Annotated in this window: 13 protein-coding genes; 5 read left to right on the top strand and 8 right to left on the bottom strand. The window is 64.2% G+C overall.

The annotated features are described in order from the left end of the window. Positions 1-66: 66 nt before the first annotated feature. Together RBA40_RS04380 and RBA40_RS04375 are read right to left on the bottom strand one after the other, a co-directional pair. Complete coding sequence (locus tag RBA40_RS04380) at positions 67-255, bottom strand: DUF1653 domain-containing protein (RefSeq protein WP_099881516.1); 189 nt, start codon at positions 253-255, stop codon at positions 67-69. Next, positions 255-632 (bottom strand): phiTE_015 family protein, encoded by a 378-nt coding sequence (locus RBA40_RS04375; RefSeq protein WP_099881518.1) that lies wholly within the window; start codon positions 630-632, stop codon positions 255-257. Before RBA40_RS04375 ends, RBA40_RS04380 begins: the two co-directional genes overlap by 1 nt. Before the next feature lie 474 nt (positions 633-1,106). On the opposite strand from RBA40_RS04375, the gene xth reads away from it, so the two are divergent. Beyond that, on the top strand, positions 1,107-1,877 hold the full coding sequence (xth, locus tag RBA40_RS04370) for an exodeoxyribonuclease III (protein ID WP_306646270.1): 771 nt from the start codon (positions 1,107-1,109) through the stop codon (positions 1,875-1,877). 72 nt (positions 1,878-1,949) lie between these two features. Here the strand turns inward: xth and RBA40_RS04365 are convergent, their stop codons facing one another. From RBA40_RS04365 to prpB, 5 genes are all read right to left on the bottom strand, one after another. Continuing rightward, the gene (locus RBA40_RS04365) at positions 1,950-5,564 is read right to left on the bottom strand and encodes a sensor domain-containing protein (RefSeq protein WP_306646268.1); all 3,615 of its coding nucleotides are present in this window, start codon (positions 5,562-5,564) and stop codon (positions 1,950-1,952) included. A 167-nt stretch (positions 5,565-5,731) separates the two neighbouring features. Next, entirely contained in the window at positions 5,732-6,931 is a 1,200-nt protein-coding gene (gene prpF / locus RBA40_RS04360) for a 2-methylaconitate cis-trans isomerase PrpF (RefSeq protein ID WP_306646426.1), read from the bottom strand. Further along, positions 6,931-9,528, bottom strand: coding sequence for a Fe/S-dependent 2-methylisocitrate dehydratase AcnD (gene acnD / locus RBA40_RS04355; RefSeq protein WP_306646267.1), 2,598 nt, complete (start codon positions 9,526-9,528; stop codon positions 6,931-6,933). Before acnD ends, prpF begins: the two co-directional genes overlap by 1 nt. A 9-nt stretch (positions 9,529-9,537) precedes the next feature. Beyond that, positions 9,538-10,704 carry a bifunctional 2-methylcitrate synthase/citrate synthase gene (gene prpC, locus RBA40_RS04350; protein WP_306646265.1) on the bottom strand — a complete coding sequence of 389 codons (1,167 nt, stop codon included), beginning with the start codon at positions 10,702-10,704 and terminating at the stop codon, positions 9,538-9,540. A 32-nt stretch (positions 10,705-10,736) separates the two neighbouring features. Further along, positions 10,737-11,621: a methylisocitrate lyase gene (gene prpB, locus RBA40_RS04345; RefSeq protein WP_306646263.1), complete on the bottom strand. Its 885-nt coding sequence runs from the start codon at positions 11,619-11,621 to the stop codon at positions 10,737-10,739. A 228-nt stretch (positions 11,622-11,849) separates the two neighbouring features. On the opposite strand from prpB, the gene prpR reads away from it, so the two are divergent. The 3 genes from prpR to RBA40_RS04330 all read left to right on the top strand — a co-directional run bounded on the left by prpR (position 11,850) and on the right by RBA40_RS04330 (position 16,173). Continuing rightward, positions 11,850-13,454 (top strand): propionate catabolism operon regulatory protein PrpR, encoded by a 1,605-nt coding sequence (gene prpR, locus RBA40_RS04340; protein ID WP_306646262.1) that lies wholly within the window; start codon positions 11,850-11,852, stop codon positions 13,452-13,454. 155 nt (positions 13,455-13,609) lie between these two features. After that, on the top strand, positions 13,610-14,986 hold the full coding sequence (locus RBA40_RS04335; protein ID WP_306646260.1) for a pyridoxal-phosphate dependent enzyme: 1,377 nt from the start codon (positions 13,610-13,612) through the stop codon (positions 14,984-14,986). Continuing rightward, positions 14,983-16,173: a trans-sulfuration enzyme family protein gene (locus RBA40_RS04330; protein ID WP_306646258.1), complete on the top strand. Its 1,191-nt coding sequence runs from the start codon at positions 14,983-14,985 to the stop codon at positions 16,171-16,173. The genes RBA40_RS04335 and RBA40_RS04330 overlap by 4 nt, the downstream gene beginning before the upstream one ends. Positions 16,174-16,232: 59 nt before the next feature. On the opposite strand, the gene RBA40_RS04325 is transcribed toward RBA40_RS04330, so the two are convergent. Continuing rightward, positions 16,233-17,825 (bottom strand): phage tail sheath family protein, encoded by a 1,593-nt coding sequence (locus RBA40_RS04325; RefSeq protein ID WP_306646256.1) that lies wholly within the window; start codon positions 17,823-17,825, stop codon positions 16,233-16,235. 474 nt (positions 17,826-18,299) lie between these two features. Between RBA40_RS04325 and RBA40_RS04320 the strand changes: the two genes are divergently transcribed. Further along, complete coding sequence (locus RBA40_RS04320; RefSeq protein WP_306646254.1) at positions 18,300-18,590, top strand: hypothetical protein; 291 nt, start codon at positions 18,300-18,302, stop codon at positions 18,588-18,590. The last annotated feature ends 17 nt before the right edge of the window (positions 18,591-18,607 follow it).

Here is an 18,607-nt window from a genome sequence, read left to right as displayed (position 1 = left end):
TTATTCCTGGAGGTAGGTGCTGGAGATCGATGCTGGAGATGAATACGCCACAATGGGCAGGCAAGGCTAGGCAACCGGCGCAAAGCGCGGCACCAGACTGCCGTCGACATCGACCAGTTGAAAGAACACGTCTTTCGGCCGCGTCCATATTGAACCGTCCGCTGCGCGATACACGATCATCTCCGAGAGATCCGATTCAAGAGTGGCCACGCACACTAAGTCGTACAGGCCACCCTTGTAGTGCCGGTATTGCATCAACTCTCGGTCTTGTCTTCGGCCAGAGCTTTCTGCTTCTTCTTCAAGCCCTGGATGACCTTGAGGACACCTTCGATACCAGCGGTATCGTCGAGGTCACTGAAAGCGTCAAGAACTTCATTGAGAACCCGGTTACGCACTGCGGTTTCATCCGACGCCGGTGCGCTTGCGCGTACCGGATCAGCCGACTCTTTCGAGGCGGCCTTTTGCGCCGAATATTTCGCTGTCGCCGCGGCTGTTTTGCCGTGCGCCAGCGCCGCTTGCCAGATTACCCAGCGACGTTGTGTTTCAAACACGAGATATTCATCGGGCTTATCTTCGCGGCGTCGAACGATATGACCATCGCGCTGCGCCCATGCTTCAAATGCACTTCGCATTTTAATCCTTTACAAATGCTGTCTTCGCATTTCTCCACTAATCAAAACAGAATTGTTTCAACTAGTACCACCTTGCCGTTTGTGTCATGAAACTGCCACAAACATTAAGGGCGTGTAACTCTTCACGCTACGGATTCGGACCGCTGGTTCTCACCACCACCGACCCGATAAACTACATATTACTCCGTGCGTTATAAGAATGCAATTTTTTATTCCCCATGAGTAACAATAGTCCAAAATCGTTGTTTTGTCTTCCTGTTGTTACATCTAATTACATCTTGCGAGCGGTTAAATCTCGGGGACAACAAAGTTTAACATCTTCACGGTATTTTTTCGATAAAAGTGTTGATAACACAAGCGTATGCTCACTGCATGAAAGGCCGATTTCGATAACTAAGAGCATGTTCTTGCATGAACGGCACATTTAACGCGATACTGCCTGTTTTTAGCCTCAATCGCCGTCCGAGACCCTCCATGAAAATAGCAACCTGGAATGTTAATTCCCTCAAAGTACGACTTGCTCACTTACTGCAATGGCTTGAAGCCAATCCCGTCGACGTACTTTGCCTACAAGAGACAAAACTAACGGACGATAAGTTCCCGATTTCTGAAATTAATGCGGCCGGGTACGAAGTTGCCTTCAGCGGGCAGAAAACCTATAACGGTGTCGCAATCTTGTCGAAGCTACCATTAACTGATGTCCTCAGGAACAATCCCATGTTTCCTGATGAGCAGCAGCGGATCCTTGCGGCAACCATTGGCGGGGTGCGTTTTATTTGCGCCTATGTGCCGAATGGTCAGGCGGTGGACACCGACAAGTATGCGTACAAGTTGGCATGGCTGGCGTCGCTGCGCGACTGGCTGGCCGATGAAATGCGGGCGCACGCCGATGGCGGCCTGGCTATTCTGGGCGACTACAACATCGCGCCGGAAGACCGCGACGTGCACGATCCGGTGGCCTGGGCTGGCCAGGTGCTATGTTCCGACAAGGAGCGGGCGGCGCTGACGGCGCTGATCGATCTGGGGCTGACCGACGCGTTTCGTCTGTTTGAGCAAGCCGACAAATCGTTTAGCTGGTGGGATTACCGGCAGCTTGGTTATCAAAAAAACAAAGGCTTGCGCATCGACCACATTTTGCTGTCCGATGCCCTGGCCAAGCGCTGCACTGCCTGCGCGATCGACCGCATTCCACGCAAATGGGAACAGCCCTCCGACCACGCCCCCGTCATCGCCACCCTCGACTAAAAAGTTTCCTAACCGGGGTCAGAGCTCCGACTCGAAACATTTCTTGATTGAGGTCTGACCCCGGTTGAGCAACTAGTTACTGGAGAGGTGGCCGCGGGCTTGGGCGGCGGCGGCAGGCTGGGCGAACAGGTAGCCCTGGGCGTACTGGCAGCCGTGGCCGCTCAGCAGGGAGTACTGGGCTTCGGTTTCGACACCCTCCGCCACCACCGACAACTGCAGGCTGTTCGACAGCGCCATGATGGCCGCCACAATCGCGCGGTCTTCGGTGCTCTCTTCCAGGTCCTTGATGAAGGCACGGTCGATCTTGATCTTCTTGACCGGGAAGCGCTTCAGGTACGCCAGGCTCGAATAGCCCGTGCCGAAATCGTCGATCGACAAGCGGATGCCCATGCCGTTGATCTGCCCCAAAATGTCCAGCGTATGCTCGCCATGCTGCATCAGCGCCGTTTCCGTGATTTCGAATTCGATCAGCGCCGGGTCGATCCCGGTTTCGTCAAGCACGCGCCGGATCGATTCGATCAGCCCCCGGTGCATGAACTGGCGCGGCGACAAATTGACCGCCAGCGGCACCGCCGTCATCCCCTGCCGCTGCCACGCCATGCTTTGCTCGCACGCGCGCCGCATCACCCATTCGCCAATCGGCACGATCAACCCATTTTCTTCGATGATGGGGATGAAATGATCCGGCAGCACCAGCCCATGCCCCGGACGGCGCCAGCGCAGCAGCACTTCCATGGTGTGCACCCGGCGCGTGCCGATGTCGATGATCGGCTGGTAATACAGCTCGAATTCTTCCTGCGCCAACGCGCCGCGCAGCGCGCTTTCAAGCTCGAAGTGCTGGGCCGCCGCGAGGTTCATGCGCTCGGTGAAGTACTGGTAGTTGTTGCGACCGTTGGCCTTGGCGTGATACATGGCCGCATCGGCATGCCGCATCAAGGTCGCGACATCGCCACCATCGTCGGGATACATGCAGATGCCGATCGATGGCGTGATATGCAGCAGGCGTCCATCGACAGGAAACGGCAGCGCCAGCACGGCAATGATCTTTTCGGCTACCTGGGTACTTTCGGCCGGACCGTCGATGCGAGGCACCAGCACCACGAATTCGTCGCCGCCCAGGCGCGCCACGGTGTCGCTGCCGCGCACCGCATTGCACAGGCGCCCGGCTACTTCCTTGAGCAGGCGGTCGCCCATCAGGTGGCCCAGCGAATCGTTGATGGTCTTGAAGCGGTCAAGGTCGATGAACATGACGGCCAGCTTGCTGCCGGAGCGCTTCACCCCAAGCATCGCATGGTCCAGCCGGTCGGACAGCAAGGCGCGGTTGGGCAGGCCGGTCAGGCTGTCGTGATAGGCCATGTGGTTGACCCGCGCTTCGGCCTGGCGCCGTTCCACGATCTCGCCCTGCAGCAGCGCATTGGCGCCTGCCAGTTCGGCGGTGCGCTCCAGCACCCGCACTTCCAGTTCGTCGCGTGCGCGCCGCACCGCTTCGCCGGCCTCGCGCCGCGCGGTCACGTCGTCGACCAGCCATACCGAACGGCCGGTCGCATGCGCCAGGTCGAACGGACGCCCCGACAGGCGCGCCCAGAACGTGCTGCCATCCTTGCGCACCAGGCGGTACTCGGCCATGTGGACCCGCCCCTCGCGGAAGTCGCGCGCAGTCTCGCCACGCGCCATTTCCCAGCTTTCGCGGTCGGGATACAGGGCGCGCACCGACATTCCCGCCACTTCGCCCGGCCCGTAGCCGAACAGTTCTTCCATCTTGGCGTTGCAGCGCAGGTTCGTGCCGTGTTCGATCACCGCGATGCCGAGCACCGCGCTGTCGAGGATGGCCTGGTTTTCCAGCAGCGCGTTGCGCAGCGATTCCTCGGCGCGCTTGGCGTCGGTGCGGTCTTCGATGATCCAGATCGTGCCCTGCCCCGGCTCGGACGGATTGACGACGTAGGCGATCAGCTGCGCCCACAGGATGCTGCCATCCTTGCGCGCCATCTCGACTTCGGTATGAAAGGGTTTGCCGACCGAGAGCAGCGGCCCGGCAGCCGCGCCGATGGCGGCGTAGGCCTCGTCGCTGGGGTACAGCGCGCGGCCCGGCAGGCCTAAGCCTTCGTTGCCGGCATAGCCGAACATGTCGCCAAAGCCCCGGTTGTAGCGCGTGATGATACGGTTCTTGGTGAACAGGATGCTGACCGAGGCGTTGGTCATGATCGCCTGCACCTCGACCAGGGTCTGGCGCGCTTCGGTCACGTCTTCGAGGATCCAGATGGTGCCTTCCTCGCGCCGCTCGGCGTCGACCGTCTGCGCGCGCACGCGGCACCAGAACAGGGTGCCGTCGCGCTGGCGGAACTGGTATTCGGCCTTCTCGAACGGCAGTCCCTTGCCGAGCAGCGGCCCGGCTTCGTACCCGAACTGCTGGTATGCCTCGGGCGACGGGAACACGTCCACCGCCGGCCTGCCCGTCATCTCGTCGCGCGAGTAGCCGAACATGTCGGCCATGCGCGGGTTACAGGACAGCATGATGCCATTGCGGCTGAACAGGATGCCGACCGAGGCGTTGTCGAGAATCGCCTTCTGTTCCAGCAGCACCTGGCGGGTTGCTTCCTCGGCCGCTTTTTGCGCACTGCGGTCGTCCACGATCCAGATGGTGTCCTGCTTGCCGCGCCCGGCGTTGATGGCGTAGATGTAGGCATGCGCCCAGAAGGTGCTGCCATCCTGGCGCAGCATTTCGATGTCGGACTGGTAGGGGCGGCCGGCGCGCAGCAGCGGCTGCGCCTCCCGCCGCATGGCCTCGTAGCCGGCGCCGGAGGCAAACAGCTCGGCGGCGCCGTGGCCGAGTCCCGTCTCGCCGGCAAAGCCGAAGTAGCGGCCGAACTGGTGGTTGTAGCGCAGGATGCGGTTGTCGCGCTGGAAGGCGATGCCCAGCGGGGCGTTGTCCATGATCGCCTGCATTTCGAGCAGCGCGCGGCGCAGGCGCGTTTCGTTCTGGTGCAGTTCGTCGATGTCTTCGACAATCCAGATGGTGCCGTGCGACTCGTCGCGCGTATCGACCGCGCGTCCGTACAGGCGGCACCAGAGCAGCACGCCATCCTTGCGGCGCAGGCGCACTTCGCCGGCGTACGAGCCGCCGGCGGCGAGCCGGGGCCCCGCCTCGCTGCTCATTTGCTCGTAGCTGCGCGGACTCGGGAAAACGGTGACGGTGGCCAGGCCGATCAGGTCATCGGCGGTGTAGCCGAAAATCTCGGCGGCGCGGATATTGCATTCGCAGATCACGCGGTTTTTACTGAGGATGATGCCGACGGCGGCGTTGTCGAGAATCGCCTTCTGTTCGAGCAGGGTGGTGCGCAGGGCGGCCTGGTCGCGGTCGAAGCGGCGGATATCGCTGAACACAAAGGTGGCGCCGCCGGCCGGCAGCGGCTTGGCCAGCACCTGGACGGCGATGTCGTTGCCGCCGGCGTGCAGCGCGCTCTCCCACAGCTGGTCGGCGGCGCCGTGCATGCGCAGCGCGGCGTCCTCGCGCACGGCGGGGGAAAAAAGACCGACCAGGGGCTGGCCCGAGGGATTGATGCCTAGCAGTGCGCACAAGGCCGCGTTGCAGGCATGGACGATGCCGTGCGCGTCGCACGCACAGGCGGGCGACGCGATCAGCTCAAGCGCTTCAGCGACGAAATCAGGTTTGGTGAATACGCGATCCATGTCCCCCACTACGGCGTAGTTCCGGCGCCTCCGTGGCGGGCAGCGGACAGCCGATCATAAACCACAATTGGCCCGATATTGGCGAAAACGCCAAAAAACAGACAGGCCCGCCACGCGGAGTGCGTGGCGGGCCTTGACAGATCGTCATCGCGGACGGTGGAAGGGCGTCAGAGGCCTCGCAAGGCGTCGCCGGGTACCCGCACCCACCCTTCCATCAGCACGCGCGCGCTGCGGCTCATGATGGCCTTGGCGACGCGCCAGTCGCCATCGACTACCGTCGCTTCCGCGCCCACGCGCAGGGTGCCGGACGGATGGCCGAAGCGCACCGCGCTGCGCTCGCCGCCGCCGGCGGCCAGGCTGACCACGGTGCCGGGGATGGCTGCCGCGGTGCCGATGGCCACGGCGGCGGTACCCATCATCGCGTGGTGCAGCTTCCCCATCGACATGGCGCGCACCAGCAGGTCGATATCGGCCGCGGCGACCTGCTTGCCGCTCGAGGACACGTAGGCTGCCGCTGGCGCCACGAACGCCACCTTGGGCGTGTGCTGGCGCGTGGCCGCTTCGTCGACATGCTTGATGAGGCCCATGCGCACCGCCCCGTGCGCGCGGATCGATTCGAACATGGCCAGCGCCTTCGGGTCGCCGTTGATCGCGTCCTGCAGCTCGGTACCGGTGTAGCCGATGGCCTGCGCATCGACGAAAATGGTCGGGATGCCGGCGTTGATCATGGTGGCCCTGAGCGTGCCCAATCCCGGCACGTCCAGGTCGTCGACCACCTGCCCGGTCGGGAACATGGCGCCGCCGGCGCCCTCCTCCTCGGCCGCCGGGTCCATGAACTCGAGCTGCACTTCGGCGGCCGGAAAGGTGACGCCATCGAGCTCGAAGGCGCCCGTTTCCTGTACCGCGCCGCCCGTGACCGGCACGTGCGCGATGATGGTCTTGCCGATGTTGGCCTGCCAGATGCGCACCACGGCCACGCCATCGTGCGCAATGCGGGCGGCATCGACCAGCCCCGCGCCGATGGCGAACGAGCCGACGGCGGCCGACAGGTTGCCGCAGTTGCCACTCCAGTCGACGAAGGCCTTGTCGATGGCGACCTGGCCGAACAGGTAGTCGACATCGTGATCGGGTTTTGCGCTCTTCGACAAGATCACCGTCTTGCTGGTGCTCGACGTGGCGCCGCCCATGCCGTCGATCTGCTTGCCGTAGGGGTCCGGGCTGCCGATCACGCGCAGCAGCAGCGCGTCGCGCGCGGCGCCGGCCACCTGCGCCGCTTCGGGCAGGTCTTGCAGGCGGAAGAACACACCCTTGCTGGTGCCGCCGCGCATATACGTGGCGGGAATCCGGATTTGAGGCAGGTGCGCCATCATGCTTCCTTCACGGTCGATTCGAGGAAGTCCTGGGCGAAGCGCTGCAGCACGCCGCCGGCTTCGTAGATCGCCACTTCTTCGGCGGTGTCCAGACGGCAGATGACCGGCACTTCGACCGTGTCGCCGGACACGTGCGTGATCACCAAGGTGAGCGTGGCGCGCGGGGTGCGTTCGCCCAGCACGCTGAAGGTTTCGCTGCCGTCGATCGCCAGGGTGATGCGGTTCACGCCAGGTTCGAACTCCAGCGGCAGCACACCCATGCCCACCAGGTTGGTGCGGTGGATGCGCTCGAAGCCTTCTGCGACGATGGCTTCCACGCCGGCCAGGCGCACGCCCTTGGCGGCCCAGTCGCGCGAGGAGCCCTGGCCGTAGTCGGCGCCGGCAATGATGATCAGCGGCTGCTTGCGCTCCATGTAGGTCTGGATCGCTTCCCACATGCGGGTGACCGTGCCTTCCGGTTCGATGCGCGCCAGCGAGCCTGCCTTGACCTTACCGTCCACCACGACCATTTCGTTTTTCAGGGTCGGATTGGCGAAGGTGGCTCGTTGCGCGGTCAGGTGGTCGCCGCGGTGGGTGGCGTAGGAATTGAAGTCTTCCTCCGGCAGGCCCATCTTCGCCAGGTATTCGCCGGCTGCGGAATCGAGCATGATCGCGTTCGACGGCGACAGGTGGTCGGTGGTGATGTTGTCGCCCAGGACCGCGAGCGGCCGCATGCCGGCCAGCGTGCGCGCACCGGCCAGCGCGCCTTCCCAGTACGGCGGACGGCGGATGTAGGTGGTATTCGGACGCCAGTCGTACAGTGGGCTGACCTTGATGCCGTCGTCTTCCTGCTTGGCGAACATCGGAATGTAGACCTTGTGGAAGTGCGCCGGCTTGACGCTGGACGCCACCAGTGCGTCGATCTCCTCGTCGCTCGGCCAGATATCCTTGAGCGTGACCGGTTTGCCGTCGGCACCGATGCCCAGCACATCCTTCTCGATGTCGAAGCGGATCGTGCCGGCGATCGCGTAGGCCACCACCAGCGGCGGCGACGCCAGGAACGCCTGTTTCGCGTAGGGGTGGATGCGGCCGTCGAAGTTGCGGTTGCCCGACAGGACTGCGGTCGCGTACAGGTCGCGCTCCACCACTTCCTTTTGAATCACCGGATCGAGCGCCCCGGACATGCCGTTGCAGGTGGTGCAGGCGTAAGCGACGACACCGAAGCCGAGCGTTTCCAGTTCCGGCATCAGGCCAGCGTCTTCCAGGTACAGGGTGACGGCCTTGGAGCCCGGTGCCAGCGAGCTTTTGACCCAGGGCTTGCGCGTCAGTCCCAGCTTGTTGGCGTTACGCGCGATCAGGCCGGCGGCGATCATGTTGCGCGGGTTGTTGGTGTTGGTGCAGCTGGTAATGGCCGCGATGATGACGGCGCCGTCGGGCATCAGGCCCGGTTCGTTTTCGACCACGCCGCTGATACCGCGCGCGGCCAATTCCGACGTCGGCACGCGGTTGTGCGGATTGGACGGGCCGGCGATGGTGCGCACCACCGACGACAGGTCGAAGCTCAGTACACGCTCGTACTCGGCGCTCTTGAGCGACTCGCCCCACAAACCGGTGTGCTTCGCATACAGTTCGACCAGCTTGACCAGTTCGTCGTCGCGGCCGGTGAGCTTGAGGTACTTGATGGTCTGCTCGTCGATGTAGAACATCGCGGCGGTGGAGCCGTATTCCGGCGCCATGTTGGAGATCGTCGCGCGGTCGCCCAGGGTCAGGTGTGCAGCGCCTTCGCCGTAGAATTCGAGATAGGACGACACGACCTTCTGTTGACGCAGGAATTCGGTCAGCGCCAGCACCGTGTCGGTGGCGGTGATGCCCGGCTGCGGTTTGCCGGTCAGCTCGACGCCGATGATGTCCGGCAGGCGCATCCACGAGGCGCGGCCGAGCATCACGCTTTCCGCTTCCAGGCCGCCAACGCCGATCGCGATCACGCCGAGCGCGTCGACCATCGGGGTGTGCGAGTCGGTGCCGACCAGGGTGTCCGGAAAGGCCACGCCGCCCTGCACCTGGACCACCGGCGACATGCGCTCGAGATTAATCTGGTGCAGGATGCCGTTACCGGGCGGGATCACGTCGACGTTCTTGAACGCCTTCTTGGTCCAGTTGATGAAGTCGAAACGGTCTTCGTTGCGGCGGTCTTCGATGGCGCGGTTCTTGTCGAAGGCGTCGGGATCGAACCCGCCGCATTCGACCGCCAGCGAATGGTCGACCACGAGCTGGGTCGGCACCACCGGGTTGACCAGGGCCGGATCACCGCCCTGCAGGGCAATCGCGTCGCGCAGGCCGGCCAGGTCGACCAGCGCGGTCTGGCCGAGGATGTCGTGGCAGACCACGCGCGCCGGAAACCACGGGAAGTCAAGGTCGCGCTTGCGCTCGATCAGTTGACCCAGCGAAGCGTTCAAGGTCGCGGGGTCGCAACGGCGCACCAGGTTTTCAGCCAGCACGCGCGAGGTGTACGGCAGCTTGTCGTAGGCGCCGGGCTCGATGGCGTCGACCGCGGCGCGCGCGTCGAAGAAATCGAGTTTGGTGCCCGGCAGGTTCTTGCGGTGATTCGTGTTCATATCAGATCCTTACTTGCGGTCGGCCAGCGGCACGAACGTCAGGTCGTCCGGGCCGACGTAGTTGGCGCTCGGGCGGATGATCTTGTTGTCGATGCGCTGCTCGATCACGTGAGCGGCCCAGCCGGAGGTGCGCGAAATGACGAACAGCGGCGTGAACATCGCGGTCGGCACGCCCATCATGTGGTACGACACGGCGGAGAACCAGTCCAGGTTCGGAAACATCTTCTTGACTTCCCACATGACGGTTTCCAGTCGCTCGGCGATGTCGAACATCTTGGTCGAACCGGCGCTTTCGGACAGCGAGCGCGCCACTTCCTTGATGACTTTATTGCGCGGGTCGGACACGGTGTAGACCGGGTGGCCGAAGCCGATCACGACTTCCTTGTTGGCGACGCGGTTGCGGATGTCGGCTTCGGCTTCGTCCGGGTTCTCGTAGCGCTTCTGGATATCGAGCGCGACTTCGTTGGCGCCGCCGTGTTTCGGACCGCGCAGCGCGCCGATCGCGCCGGTAATGGCCGAATGGATGTCGGAACCGGTGCCGGCGATCACGCGCGCGGTGAAGGTGGAGGCATTGAACTCGTGCTCCGCGTACAAGATCAGCGAGGTGTGCATCGCCTTGACCCACGCCTCTGGCGGCTTGACGCCGTGCAGCAGGTGCAGGAAGTGGCCGCCGATCGAGTCGTCGTCGGTTTCGGTTTCGATGCGGCGGCCGTTGTGGCTGAAGTGGTACCAGTACAGCAGCATCGAGCCGAAGGAAGCCATCAGACGGTCGGCGATCGAGCGCGCGCCGGACACGTTATGGTCGTCTTTTTCCGGCAGTACGCAGCCGAGGGTGGACACGCCGGTGCGCATCACGTCCATCGGATGGCTCGACGCCGGCAGCGCTTCGAGCGCGCTCTTGACCGCCTGCGGCAGGCCGCGCATCGACTTCAGGTGCGCCTTGTAGCCACGCAGTTCGCCGTCGTTCGGCAGTTTGCCGTGCACCAGCAGGTAGGCGATTTCTTCGAATTCGCAGCTGTCGGCGACGTCGAGGATGTCGTAGCCGCGGTAGTGCAGGTCGTTGCCGGTCTTGCCGACCGAGCACAGTGCGGTATTTCCGGCGGTGACGCCGGACAGCGCGACCGATTTTTTCGGCTTGAATGGAACGGCTTCGGCCGGGGTAGTGATGTCAGTCATGTGAACTCCGCGATTCTTCTTAATTAGTGTGATTACTTTTCTTTACCCTGGGCGAACAGCGAGTCGAGCTTTTGCTCGTACTCGTGGTAGCCAAGGTAGTCGTACAGCTCCATGCGGCTTTGCATGGTCGGGACGACGTTTTTCTGGGTGCCTTCGGCGCGCAGCGTCTTGTAGAAATTCAGGGCCGCCGCGTTCATGGCGCGGTAGGCGCCGCAGCAGTACAGGGCGATATCGACCTTGGCCGAGCGCAGTTCGTCAAGCGTGAACAGCGGGGTCGCGCCGAATTCGGTCAGGTTGGCGAGAATCGGCACCTTGACCGCGTCGCGCACCTGGCTGTACATCTCCAGTTTGGTGATCGCTTCCGGGAAGATCATGTCGGCGCCGGCTTCGACGTAGGCGCAGGCGCGATCGATGGCGGCGTTCAGGCCTTCGACGGCCAGCGAATCGGTGCGCGCCATGATGACGAAGCTTTCGTCATGGCGGGCGTCCACGGCGGCCTTGATGCGGTCGACCATTTCTTCCTTGCTGACGATCTCCTTGCCCGGGCGGTGGCCGCAGCGCTTGGCCGAAACCTGGTCTTCCATGTGCACCGCTGCCACGTCGGCGCGGATCATGTGGCGGATCGTGCGCGCGATGTTGAAGGCGCCGCCCCAGCCGGTGTCGATATCGACCATCAGCGGCAGGCCGCAGGTGTCGGTGATGCGCTGGGCATCGGTGATCACGTCGTCCATGGTGCTGATGCCGAGGTCCGGCATGCCGAGCGAGTTGGCGGCCACGCCGCCGCCGGACAGGTACACGGCCTTGTAGCCGGTTTGTTCGGCCATGCGCGCGGTGTAGGCGGTGATGGTGCCGACAACCTGCAATGGCGACTCTTCCTGGACTGCGCGGCGGAACATCGCGCCTCGTGATTCTCTCATTACGTTTCTCCTGGGGATGATGCGTTAAACAGACGACCCTGACACCATTGCAAGCGGCGTGCCACCCATGTTGCAGGCCTACGAACAGTGAGGGAATGCCGGAAACGGCTTTACATTCAATAGCTTGCGCTAAATCAAAACGAGCCGATCGGAAATAGTGCTGGATTAGCATGTTTCACTTGTGTTTCATCGTGAAACATCGAAACACGACTGCGGTACAATTGAAACATGCCCTATTCTTCCCGCACTGCTGGCGACGCCCACGACAAACCGGTCATCTGGACCGTTTCGGTATCGCGCCTGTCCGACCTTTTCCGCGACATTACGCTCGAATACGACCATCTTGCGGCGATCGAGCCGGTCAACCTTGGCTTCGACGACGCCGCCCGCCATATCCGCGAGCGCATGGCCAATGAACGCTGCGACGTGGTGATCGCGGCCGGCTCGAACGCGGCTTACCTGAAAGGCCGCGTGTCGGTGCCGGTGGTGATCGCCAAGGCCAGCGGCTTCGACATGATGCAGGCGCTGGCGCGCGCGCGCCGCGTATCGGCCCTCATCGGCGTCATCACCTACCAGCAGCAGCTGCCCGAACTGGCCGAATTCGCCGGCACGTTCGGCTTTTCCATCGCGCAGCGCACCTACGTCACCGAAGAAGACGCGCGCGCCCAGATCAACGACCTGAAAGCGGCCGGGATCGAGGCGATCGTCGGCGCGGGCCTGATCACCGACCTGGCCGAAGAAGCGGGACTGACCGGCGTCTTCGTGTACTCGGCCGCGTCGATCCGCCAGGCCTTCGACGATGCGCTGGAACTGGCGCGCCTGACCCAGCTCGAATCGAACAGCGGCCGGCGTGCGGTGGTCGCCGACACCTTGCGCACGCGGCATGGACTGAACGATCTGCGCGGCGAGTCGCAAGCGATGGAGACCTTACGCCAGGCGGTGGTCCTGTATGCGCGCTCGCCCGCCACGGTGCTGATCGAGGGCGAAACCGGCACCGGCAAGGAGCTGGTGGCGCAGGCGATTCACCGCGAAAGCCCGCGCAGCCTGGGTGCAAACCGGCCGTTCGTGGCCATCAACTGCGGCGCGGTGGCCGAGTCGCTGCTGGAATCGGAACTGTTCGGACACGAGGAAGGTGCGTTCACCGGCGCGCGCCGCGGCGGCCACGCGGGCCTGTTCGAAGCAGCCAACCGCGGCACGCTGTTCCTCGACGAGATCGGCGAAATGCCGCTGCCGCTGCAAACGCGCCTGCTGCGCGTGCTGGAAGAGCGCGAGGTGGTGCGGGTTGGCGGCACGCGCCCGATTGCGATCAATGTACGGGTTGTCTGCGCCACCCACTGCGACCTGGAACAGCGGGTGCGCGAGGGACGTTTTCGGGCCGATCTGTTTTTCCGGCTGGCGGTACTGCGGCTGTCGTTACCGCCGCTGCGCGAACGCAGTGCAGACGTGGTGGCGCTGGCCGAGTGGTCGCTCAAGAATGCGCTGGCGGCGCTGGGCGCGCGGCCGCATCCCAATCTGCATGCGGAGATGGCGGGCTGCGCGCCGCTGCTGGAGCGCTACGGCTGGCCGGGCAATGTGCGCGAACTGCGCAACCTGATGGAACGGGTCGCGCTGTTTCTGGCGGCCGAGCCTTTGCAGGCATTGACGCCGGCGTTTGTGCTGTCCTTAGCGCCGGAACTGGGCCGGGATGTCCAGCCGCCACTGGCCGCGCAGGCACCGGCGGCCGAAACGGTGGAGCAGGTGCTTGCGCGCTTCGGCGGCCGGCGCGACGAAGCTGCCGCCCACCTGGGCATCAGCCGGACGACGTTGTGGCGCAAGTTGAAATCGGGCGGCTGACGGGATCACCCGACTTTTGCGCAAATCGCATCAGAATTCGTATATCGAAGCATAAAATCATTCGTTCCAATGCCGTAAAGACGCGCCTATGATCCGCCCTTTTTCCGCCGGAGCGGCTGCCCACGAGGCTGCCGAACCGGCTTTCGGAGGTTCTCATGTCATCTACAACGCAGCCCGCCCTGTTTTCCCTGATCGGCAACACCCCGCTGATCGAAGTGACCCGCATCGACACCGGCCCGTGCCGCCTGTTCCTCAAACTCGAATCGCAAAACCCCGGCGGATCCATCAAGGACCGCATCGGCCGCGCCATGATCGAAGCGGCTGAAGCCGACGGCAGCCTGAAACCCGGCGGCGTCGTGGTCGAAGCGACCGCCGGCAATACGGGCCTCGGCCTGGCCCTGGTCGCGCGTCTGAAAGGCTACCGCGTTGTGCTGGTCGTGCCCGACAAAATGGCGATCGAAAAAATCCTGCATCTCAAAGCCCTCGGCGCCGAAATCCACCTGACCCGATCCGACGTCGGCAAGGGGCACCCGGAGTACTACCAGGATGTCGCGGCGCGCCTGGCGCGCGAGATACCCGGCTCGTGGTTTGCCGACCAGTTCAACAACCCGGCCAACCCGCTCGCACACCAGAGAACCACCGGCCCTGAGCTGTGGGAGCAGACCGGGCACGACCTCGACGCCATCGTGGTCGGCGTCGGCTCGTCCGGCACCCTGAGCGGTCTGTCGCGCTATTTTGAAACGGTGCAGCCCAACCTGGAATTCGTGCTGGCCGATCCCGAGGGTTCGATCCTGGCCGACTACATCAACACCGGCGTGCTGCGCGACGACGCCGGCTCGTGGGCGGTGGAAGGCATCGGCGAAGACTTCATTCCCGCCATCGCCGACCTGTCGCGCGTGAAAAGCGCCTACACCATCAGCGATGAAGACAGCTTCGGCAGCGCGCGCATGCTGCTGCGCGAAGAAGGCATCCTGGCCGGTTCGTCCAGCGGCACCCTGCTGGCCGCCGCGCTGCGCTACTGCCGCGCGCAGACCACGCCGAAGAACGTGGTTACTTTTGTCTGCGACACCGGCACCCGCTATCTGACCAAGGTGTACAGCGACGGCTGGATGGTCGACCAGGGCCTGCTGCAGCGCCCTGCCCTGGGCGACCTGCGCGACCTGATCGGCCGCCGCTTCGACGATGGCGACGTGGTCACCGTGGCGCCGTCCGACACGCTGCTCACGGCATTTAACCGCATGCGCAGCGCCGACCTGGCGCAGCTGCCGGTGATCGACCATGGCCGCCTGGCCGGCATCCTCGACGAGTCGGACCTGCTGCTGCACGTGACGGGCGACGCCACCCGCTTTCGCGACCAGGTCGGCAGCACCATGACATCCGAACTGCAGACATTGCGCCCATCCGCCAGCATGGCCGAACTGCGCGATATACTCGACCGCGGCCTGACCGCCGTGATCAGCGACGAAGGCCGTTTTTACGGCCTGATTACCCGCTTCGACCTTCTTAACCACTTGCGCAGGACCCTATCGTGAATAAACCCGTGACCGACTCGACCAGCAAAAAACACCTCTCCACGCGCGTGATCCATGGCGGCCAGTCGCCCGATCCGTCGACCGGCGCGGTCATGCCGCCCATTTACGCCACCTCCACCTACGTGCAGGAAAGCCCGGGCGTGCACAAGGGCCTCGATTACGGCCGTTCGCACAACCCGACCCGCTGGGCGCTGGAACGCTGCGTGGCCGACCTGGAAGGCGGCGCGCAGGCGTTCGCCTTCGCCTCCGGCCTGGCCGCCATTTCAACCGTGCTGGAGCTGGCCGACGCCGGCTCGCACATCATCGCCGGCGACGATATGTACGGCGGCACCTACCGCCTGTTCGAGCGCGTGCGCCGGCGCAGCGCGGGCCACGATTTTACGTACGTCGACCTGACCGATCCGGCCGCCCTGCTGGCGGCGCTGCGTCCGGAAACGCGCATGGTGTGGGTCGAAACGCCGACCAACCCGATGCTCAAGCTGGCCGACCTGAAAGCCATCGGCGACATCTGCCGCGCGCGCGGCATCATTTCGGTGTGCGACAACACCTTCGCCAGCCCGATCGTCCAGCGTCCGCTGGAACTGGGCATGGACATCGTGGTGCACTCGACGACCAAGTACATGAACGGCCATTCGGACGTCATCGGCGGCATTGCCGTGGTGGGCGCGGGCGAGCACCAGGCGGCATGGGCCGAGCAGCTCGGCTTTTTGCAAAATTCGGTGGGGGCGATCCAGGGTCCGTTCGACAGCTTCCTGGTCCTGCGCGGGATCAAGACGCTGGCGCTGCGCCTGGAGCGCCACTGCGCCAGCGCGCTGGACCTGGCCGAATGGCTGGAAAAAGAGCCGAAAGTCGGGTGGGTGTACTACCCGGGCCTGGCATCGCATCCGCAGCACGAACTGGCCAAGCGCCAGATGAACGGCTTCGGCGGCATCATCTCGCTGCAGCTCAATACCGACCTGGCCGGCGCGCGCCGCTTCCTGGAACGCTGTGAAGTGTTCACCCTGGCCGAGAGCCTGGGCGGCGTCGAAAGCCTGATCGAGCACCCTGCCCTGATGACGCATGCGACCATTCCGCCGGCGCAGCGCGCGCTGCTTGGCATCAGCGATGGGCTGGTGCGCCTGTCGGTCGGCGTGGAGCACGTGGAAGACCTGCGCGACGACTTGCGCGCCGCGCTCGCGGCAATCTGAGGTATCTCAGCTGCCGGCGTCGCCCTCGCAGATGAAGGCGGCGCCGCGCGTGCAGCGGATCAGTGGCTGCGCACCTGGCCGGCGGCCTGCTGGACGTGCACCAGCTCGAACTGGCCGGCCTTGACTGGCGCGAAGCCGACGGTGATGTTGACCACCCCGTGCTCGACATCGTCCTGCGTGGTCGTCTCCGGCCCGCAGCTGACAAAAAAGGCTTCGTGCGGCGCCTTGCCCTGGAAGGCGCCCTGGCGGAACAGGCCGACCATGAAGGCGTGGATGCTCAGGCGGATCTGAGCCCATAACTGGTCGTCGTTCGGTTCGAACATCACCCAGCGCGTGCCGCGCACCAGACTCTCTTCGATATACAGCGCGGTGCGCCGCACCGGCATGTATTTGCACTGCGCGCCATCGGGGTCGTCGTCGTGCAGGGTGCGCGCGCCCCACACAATGCGCCCCGCCCCCGGCATGCTGCGCAGGCAGTTGATGCCGAGCGGGTTGAGCATGGCGTTGTCGCTGTCGCTCACCGGCACGCTCAGCGCCGGCACGCCCACCAGCGTCGTATCCATGCCGACCGGCGCCTTCCACACGCCGCGCTGGTGATCGGTGCGGGCGATAATGCCGGCCACCGCGCCGCACGGTACCAGTCGCGTGAGCCGGCCGCCACGCTGGTCAACCGGCTGCAGCAGGCGCGGGAAGAACAGCGCGGCATTGCGGCTGCTGGTGCCAAGCGCGGCGACGCCTTCGACGGCGTTGTCGACGTTGTCCCATGCGGGCGGCGGATCGACCAGGAACATGGCGCGGCGCCGCTCGCAGTAGGCGGCCGCTTCGGCCACCAGGGCATCGTCGACGCCGCCGTCGAGCAGGTCGCCGCCGTTGTCGAGGTACGGCGGAATGCACAGCAGATTGAACAAGTCGGCCCGCGCCAGCGCATACAGCCCGGCCCGGGCGGCCAGCTTGCCGCTCCCGATGAACTCCGCCAGCGTGAGCGGCAGTTCGTCGCCGGCGCGGTCGGCCCCGGTCACGCGGGTATTGCTGGTCGCGCCGCTGTCCCAGGCGTCGGCGTGCTCGCCCGCCGGACGCGGATCGCAGGCCGGGCGTTCGGCGGGCAGGCTGCCGTTCATCGTCACCAGGCGCGATATGCTGCGCAGGACCAGGTCGACCCGGCGCGGGTGGGACGCGCCCACCGACACGTTGCGAAATACCTCCACATGGCCGGTGACGCTGTCGCGCACCGACAGATTGAAGCTGTGCGGGTCGCCCGAGAGCAGCTCGTGGTCGACGCGCGCCTGCAGCGCATTGCCCCAGGCGCCGGGATCGCGTGCCTGCAGCGTCAGGGCGCCCACGCGCAGGATGGCGTGACTGCGCACCACGCCGTCCTGCGGCGCCGGCGCGCGGTACAGGCGCACGATGACGGCTTTGCCGCCGCCATTCAAAAAGAAATCGCGCACGGCGTAGCCCAGGGAACTGTCAGCCCACAGGCCGCCGAACTGGCGCTCGAATTCGGCGAAACTGGCGATGGCGACCGGTTCGTCGACCGGACCGCGCAAGGCGCGTCCGACAAATGCGGTGACCGACGTGGCCACACCGGCAATCGGATGCAGCGCGGCGGATAGCTGCTCGGGAGCGGCGCTGGCGTAGCTCAGTGCGGCATGCATGGAGACCTCCTGTTTCGTATTTACATTTACAGCGGCGGTAATTCGCCGCGACCTAGCTATTAGATGCTTCTTGAAAACGATACCTTTGACATTTATCAAGAGAGCTAGCGGACTCGGCAATAGTCTTGCGCTATAGGCTTGACAACGCTGCAAACGGAATCAAAAACCGGCGAATTAATGAAACTTAGGCAACGTTTTGGTGCACACACGGTGTGCGTGTTTGTACATCGGCGTTGAGAAATCAATGCAAGACGGGTTAATCCGGCGGTATTAGTCTGGATAAGCTGGCATGCGATGTGCAGATAACCATGCAGATAAGTTGTTTATCCGACAAATGGTGCTGCCATGCATTTGCACCATAAAGGATTCGATTGATGACCACGACCTGTTCAGATCACCCTCGCCGACCGGAAACACCAGGCTTCGGGATTGATGTTGTACTTGCATGTGATATTGCGCCGCTAGCAAGACTGGGTGACCGCTATCGAATATATGCACATCGATCCGGCTTATTGCCGTCATGTGCCGCGATTGGCCGGCGCCACGGAAAACGGCGACGTGCGGCTGATCAGCACGCACTTGCAAGACATCGATGCTGGCGAGGCGGGCTTGTTCGTGGCGACGCTCAAAACGCCGCTGCTGGCACGCGCGCCGCCGGCCCAGCCTATGCCAGCACCGGCGGCGGCCGGGGTGCCGACGCGCGCTCCGGCAGCCCTGAGCGCGCCTGCCACCGCCCTGCAAAGCGATGTCGGGCGCCTGCGCTGAGGGCCATTTGCCGCAGC

Origin of the sequence: Massilia pseudoviolaceinigra, from assembly GCF_030846505.1 — a bacterium.
GTDB classification, from domain to species: domain Bacteria; phylum Pseudomonadota; class Gammaproteobacteria; order Burkholderiales; family Burkholderiaceae_D; genus Telluria_A; species Telluria_A violaceinigra.
The sequence above is the reverse complement of the archived record's forward strand: the minus strand, read 5'-3'. Positions and strand labels throughout refer to the sequence as shown.

Coding starts and splice junctions, on each gene's coding strand:
- RBA40_RS04380 (WP_099881516.1), bottom strand. CDS start 255: ATGCAATACCGGCACTACAAGGGTGGCCTGTACGACTTAGTGTGCGTG.
- RBA40_RS04375 (WP_099881518.1), bottom strand. CDS start 632: ATGCGAAGTGCATTTGAAGCATGGGCGCAGCGCGATGGTCATATCGTT.
- xth (WP_306646270.1), top strand. CDS start 1,107: ATGAAAATAGCAACCTGGAATGTTAATTCCCTCAAAGTACGACTTGCT.
- RBA40_RS04365 (WP_306646268.1), bottom strand. CDS start 5,564: ATGGATCGCGTATTCACCAAACCTGATTTCGTCGCTGAAGCGCTTGAG.
- prpF (WP_306646426.1), bottom strand. CDS start 6,931: ATGGCGCACCTGCCTCAAATCCGGATTCCCGCCACGTATATGCGCGGC.
- acnD (WP_306646267.1), bottom strand. CDS start 9,528: ATGAACACGAATCACCGCAAGAACCTGCCGGGCACCAAACTCGATTTC.
- prpC (WP_306646265.1), bottom strand. CDS start 10,704: ATGACTGACATCACTACCCCGGCCGAAGCCGTTCCATTCAAGCCGAAA.
- prpB (WP_306646263.1), bottom strand. CDS start 11,621: ATGAGAGAATCACGAGGCGCGATGTTCCGCCGCGCAGTCCAGGAAGAG.
- prpR (WP_306646262.1), top strand. CDS start 11,850: ATGCCCTATTCTTCCCGCACTGCTGGCGACGCCCACGACAAACCGGTC.
- RBA40_RS04335 (WP_306646260.1), top strand. CDS start 13,610: ATGTCATCTACAACGCAGCCCGCCCTGTTTTCCCTGATCGGCAACACC.
- RBA40_RS04325 (WP_306646256.1), bottom strand. CDS start 17,825: ATGCATGCCGCACTGAGCTACGCCAGCGCCGCTCCCGAGCAGCTATCC.